This is a genomic window from Ruegeria sp. YKSF131 (genome assembly GCF_059612645.1).
Map to the genome: position 1 here is coordinate 1 of NZ_JBXWQZ010000115.1, position 5,164 is coordinate 5,164.

A 5,164-nucleotide genomic window follows, 5' to 3' on the forward strand; every position below is an offset into this window, starting at 1 on the left:
CGTCAGGCTGGGTGTCACGGCCCATTCCTCGGCTGCGAGGCGAAAAACCACGGTGTTTGGGTCCGTTGCAGCGAGTTTTGCGATACGTATCCTGATCGGTCCCAGCCAGACTGCGTGAATCATGAAAGGGATCAGGGCCACGAGATGCCCGCTCGCATTGCGCACCACCAATGCGCGCAGTGTTCGCCCCTGCCCAAAGTGCATCCACCATGTCTGCACCCAGACCGGGTTGGCATAGATATCCGCGCCCACCCGATCGGCAAGGGCGATCCATTCTTCCACCATGTCGCTCAGAGGTTTCACCCCATCAACCCACTGGAATGACAGCTGGTTTGAAGCTTCGGTCACTCGACCGGCTCCTGTCTGATCAGATGATACCGCAAGGATGCGCGCGCAAGCCGTCGCCGCGCGGCAGCTTCGTCATGTTGTCCGGTGGCAGACATCAGGAAGCGCAATATAGAGGATCCGACAAAGATGGCCCGCCCACAGAACGCCCCCCAAAGACCGTAGTGCTTACGTAAATAGATCATTTTGCTTTTTTGCATTTGCACGAACATGCGTGACCGGATCTGGACCGTGCTTTTGCCGCCCCCGTCCAGATGCAGAATTTGCGCTGCGGGGGAAAATACGCAAGACCATCCGGCGTCGCGAATGCGGCGGCACCAATCGGCCTCTTCGGAATAGACAAAGAATGCTTCATCCAACAGGCCAACCGCTTCGAACACGTGACGGGGTACCAGCATGAACATGCCCGAAACCACATCAACCGGTCGTTCGGAGTTTCGGTCCCAGTCTCCATATTCGGCATGGCCCAGGAGCCGGTTTTGCGGCGACAGGCGATGCAGTCCGAATTCGATCAGCGCAAGATTGGCAGGCCCGGGATCGGCAAAGCAGGTGCGCTGAATGGTGTTCTCATCCTCCAGCACCTGGCAACCGAGGCATCCCACATCGGGATGCTGCCCAAGCCAGTGGACCATTGTGTCGATCGCACCGTCCAGAATGATTGTGTCGGGGTTGAGCAACAACAAGGTGTCCCCTTGCGCGATTTCCAGTCCTTGATTGTTGGCGGCAGCAAAGCCCCGGTTGGTCTTATTCGCGATCAGCCGCACCCGAGGGAATTCTGTTCGCACGAGTTCGGCCGAGCCATCGTTTGATGCATTATCGACGACAATGACCTCATGCGGCATCATTGTTTCGCGTGCGATGGACATCAGGCAATCCCGAAGAATATCCCGGGTGTTCCAGTTCACGATCACGATTGAAACAGCGCAGGCAGTAGACGTGCTGTTTGGTGATGAAATCATGATACTCTATTCTCGTTAACCATTCACATTTCAAATTACTTAGTCATTGTTTCATTCTATGAATACACTGACCACAATCCTCTGAAGACAATTGTTGTTTTATAGCGGTCGTAAAAGTCAAAGCGTATAGACCAGTATATTGAGGTAATAGTTTGACAGCGCCGGACCTTCGAACCCAAGACGATATCGTGGTCGACTGTAGTGAATCCCTGAACACGGAACAACGCGCGGACTGGGATAGATTCCTGAAAGGGGCAAAACACCAGCACCCGCGGCAATCTCTGGTTTTTGCCCGTTCCGAGCAAGCCTCGGGCCGAAAGGTTCTGTATGCCCGCGCCCACCGCAGCAGCGGCGCTCTGGTGGCTGTTGGCCTGCTTTCGCTTGAGCCGCACCCTTTTTTGCCCAGGGCCTGGTCCAAAGCTTATTGTCTGAGCGGCCCGGTATGCGACGACGCCCACAACATGGCTGCGTTTCTGAAGGCCCTTTGCGAACATCCTGAACTGGCCAGCGTGGGCAGTCTGAATGTCACCCCATTCTGGACAGAACAGGACGCGATAATAATGGATGGCGTTCTGGCCGGGGACGGTTGGCGGGTTTCCGAAGAGGAGGAGTTCCGCGAAACCGGGTGGGTGGACATATCCGGGACCCGCGAGGAGATCATGAAAAGTTTCTCCAAAAGCGCCCGGCGCGAAGTCCGCCGCGCTGAACGGCAGGGCGTTACCTTCCGTAATGCAGAAACAAGCGAAGAGTTCGGCATCTTTCTAAGCAGCATGAACCGCCTGCGCGCCACGCGCGGATTGGAAGAATTAGACATCGCTACATATGAGACGACATTCGAAGACGTGCTGCGCCCCGATGATATTGGAACCGTGATCATGGCCTGGCAGGAGGATGCGTTTCTGGCTGGCCTGTTGGTCTATCGCAGCAAAGACGTCGTGCATGGGCGTCACTTCACAACCGAGCCGGAACATCTCAGGGCTGCCGGTAATCTGCGTATCGCACCAGCATTGTGGCTTGAGGCGATGTGCTGGGCGCAGAAAAAAGGATGCAGCATCCTGGATGTAGAAGGGTATCGCGCTCCGGTTGCGGGTGACAAGAAGTTCAACATCCACAAGTACAAGTCGGAATTCGGTCCGCGCAGTATCCGACGGATTTCCGAGCGGCAGAAAATTGTGAACCGACATGTGTTTCTAACCGGAAATGCCCGTGATCTGCTGCGGGGGCATTTGAAAAAGGTCAAACGGGCGATCATGGGATGAAGCCTAGATGTGAGAACGGTCGGCGGTGCTGAAGATGAAGTTAGCGAAGAAAGGCAAGATACAACTGATCCAGGGCGCGGCGCGGCTGGGGCCGGGGATGCTGATCAAACAGGTCTGGCTGGCCTTTCTCGACAGTTTTGTACGCAAACGCCATCTGGTGTTCAGGCTCGATACTCAGAACAGCAGCATGTCGCAGCCCGCTCTGAGCGGGGGTGGACGCTTGCGCGAGGTTTTGTCTGCGGACGAACTGGATCAGCCGGATCTGGCTTGGATGACCGATCCACTGGCTGCGCATGACTGGGGTACTGTGGACTGGCTGGCACTTGGATGGCGGCTTTGGCTGCTGGAGGAGGATGGCAATGTGCAGGCCCTTGCCTGGGTGCGCGATGCGACGCACAGCCGTGATTTCTTTGTCCCCCTGGACGAGAGGGAGGAGCTGTTTTGGCATGTCTATGTCCTGCCGGATTATCGAGGTCGAAACTTGCAGGAACGGCTATGGCGGATGATTGCGGCGGACCGGGCCTCGGATGGGGTCGAGGGGATTTTCACCAATTGCAGAGATTACAATCTGCCGTCTCGCAAGAATATTCTGAAAATGGGCTTTTCCCCTGTGGGGCAGTGTGACGAAAACCGGATCATGCGCCGCCGGGTTTGGCGAAGCTATTGAACTTTACAGGCTGACATGACCACTAAACCCACCCGGAACACCTTGTATTGTGGCGATCCCCCGATGCGCTTATCCAACCTTTTTCGGTCGGACCCGGAGGGGGGTTATATGTCTCTGTTCAAGGGGCGTCGGGCGTTTCCAAGCTATAACACCCGTGTTGCGATCCGGGCGGCCTGCGACTTGTTGGAATTGCAGCCCGGGGATGAGGTTCTGGCACCGGCCTACAATTGTGGATCGGAAGTTGATCCGTTGATCCATGCGGGTTTGTCGGTCCGGCTGTTTCCGGTGGCGCAGGATCTGATTGCTGATCCTGCTCGGATCGAGCCGCTGATCTCTCCACAGACCAAAGCGCTCTATGTCATCCACTATTTCGGGGTTATTCAGCCGGCTTTGGCAGAGCTGCGCGAGCTGTGCGACCGGCATGGATTGCGGATGATTGAGGATTGCGCGCTAAGTCTTCTGAGCGGGGTATCACCCGCTGAAGGTCGTACCGGTGACGTGTCGGTGTTTTGTTTTTATAAATTTGTTCCGGTTCTGGGCGGTGGTGCGCTGGTGATCAATGCGCCGGATTTGCAAACCGGTAATCCGTTCAACCGTCCTGCACCGCGCAAGGTTGTCGCGAAAACACTGGTGCGTACTGGTCTGACCGCCACGCTTGGTTCAACGCGCGCAAAGGGAATGGTACAGGCGCTAAAGGGCAAGCCTGCGGCTGAGAATGCCCCCCTTGAGAACGATAAGTTGGAGGATATTCCGGGGCACTACTATTTTGACCCGGCCCTTTTGAACGCAGGGATGAGCGTTTTTGCCTCCCGACCCTTGAAGTCATTTTCCGTCTCTCAGGCGATATCAGCCCGGCGGTCGAACTGGCAGCGATACAGGGATCTGCTTGAAGGAAGTCCGGGTGTTCACCTGTTGCTGCCCGAGCTTGCACCGGGGACCTGCCCCCTCAACATGCCGGTGATGGTGGCAGACAGGGACCGGGTCGTTCAGACTTTACAAAGTAAGGGAATAGGGGCGACGCCGTGGTGGGCGGGGTTCAACCGCAACCTGGACTGGAGCGGTCAGGAAGAGGCAATGGCGCTGAAGAACAAGGCACTGTCTCTGCCTTTGCACCAGTACCTCGGGGCGGCGCATCTGGACTATATCACCGCCCAATTGCAAGCGGCGTTGTAAAGGCATCCCTGGTTCAGGCGCGCTCGCGCCGGAGGTGACCGCGCAGACGGGACAGCAGTGAAAAGACCAGTGTTTCAAACCCTTCGGGCCGACCCGCCATGATCCACAGCAGGATGTGGGTCAATGTGTAGGTGACTACGCCAACGCAGACTTTGACCAGAACGATCACCATGAGGCGCGGGACATGTGCCCCGGCGTGCAGAAGCATATCAGCAAAGATCACCAAGGCGATCATGACGGCGCAGGACAGGATGCTGCGCCAGGCGACGGTCAGCGGTTCAAACAGGCCACCCCTGCCGAACCTTCTGGCAATGATCAGGGTGATAATGAGCGCGGTAAAGCTGGACAGGCCAGCTGCCGCCAGCGCGCCACGAAAGTCAAACTTGGTACCGACCCACATGAAAAAACAGACCAAAGCCAGCAAGGTTGCGTTCCGGATGAACAGAATACGTGTTGACCCTTCGATATAGCTGGCGGCCCGAACATTCGCCTGGAGTGTTTCCAAGGCTTTGAGTGGCGCCAGGACCCAGATGACCTGAGCAGCGGCGATCCATTTGTATCCCATGCCGACAAGGATCATGTCTTCCGAAATCAGCGCAGTTCCGATGCTGATCGGCAGAACGAAAGCCAGCAGCATCTCGTTGATGCGCATAAATGCTTTCTGGTTTTGACCGGTTGACCGTGAGACATCTGCCAGACCCGGGTAGATCACGCGTTGCAACGGGGCAAATAACTGTGTCGTCACAATCGTGGTGATGCGG

The 5,164-nt window shown here is 56.5% G+C and carries 6 protein-coding genes; 3 read left to right on the forward strand and 3 right to left on the reverse strand.

Features of this window, described 5'->3' with window-relative positions:
* The coding region (locus AC2FLZ_RS21665) for a hypothetical protein (RefSeq protein ID WP_496882767.1) at nucleotides 1-348 on the reverse strand (348 nt) is incomplete at its 3' end.
* The gene (locus AC2FLZ_RS21670; protein ID WP_480555483.1) at nucleotides 345-1,304 is read right to left on the reverse strand and encodes a glycosyltransferase family 2 protein; all 960 of its coding nucleotides are present in this window, start codon (nucleotides 1,302-1,304) and stop codon (nucleotides 345-347) included. The genes AC2FLZ_RS21670 and AC2FLZ_RS21665, both read right to left, overlap by 4 nt.
* A gap of 152 nt (nucleotides 1,305-1,456) precedes the next feature.
* On the opposite strand from AC2FLZ_RS21670, the gene AC2FLZ_RS21675 reads away from it, so the two are divergent.
* The 3 genes from AC2FLZ_RS21675 to AC2FLZ_RS21685 all read left to right on the forward strand — a co-directional run bounded on the left by AC2FLZ_RS21675 (nucleotide 1,457) and on the right by AC2FLZ_RS21685 (nucleotide 4,403).
* A complete protein-coding gene (locus tag AC2FLZ_RS21675; protein ID WP_496815817.1) occupies nucleotides 1,457-2,563 on the forward strand; it encodes a peptidoglycan bridge formation glycyltransferase FemA/FemB family protein in 1,107 nt (368 codons plus the stop codon).
* Nucleotides 2,564-2,597: 34 nt separating this feature from the next.
* Nucleotides 2,598-3,230: a GNAT family N-acetyltransferase gene (locus AC2FLZ_RS21680; protein ID WP_480555480.1), complete on the forward strand. Its 633-nt coding sequence runs from the start codon at nucleotides 2,598-2,600 to the stop codon at nucleotides 3,228-3,230.
* 108 nt (nucleotides 3,231-3,338) lie between these two features.
* Nucleotides 3,339-4,403: a DegT/DnrJ/EryC1/StrS family aminotransferase gene (locus AC2FLZ_RS21685; protein WP_496882768.1), complete on the forward strand. Its 1,065-nt coding sequence runs from the start codon at nucleotides 3,339-3,341 to the stop codon at nucleotides 4,401-4,403.
* A gap of 13 nt (nucleotides 4,404-4,416) precedes the next feature.
* Here the strand turns inward: AC2FLZ_RS21685 and AC2FLZ_RS21690 are convergent.
* Nucleotides 4,417-5,164 (reverse strand): oligosaccharide flippase family protein (locus tag AC2FLZ_RS21690; protein WP_496882769.1); only part of this gene is annotated, 748 nt, incomplete at its 5' end.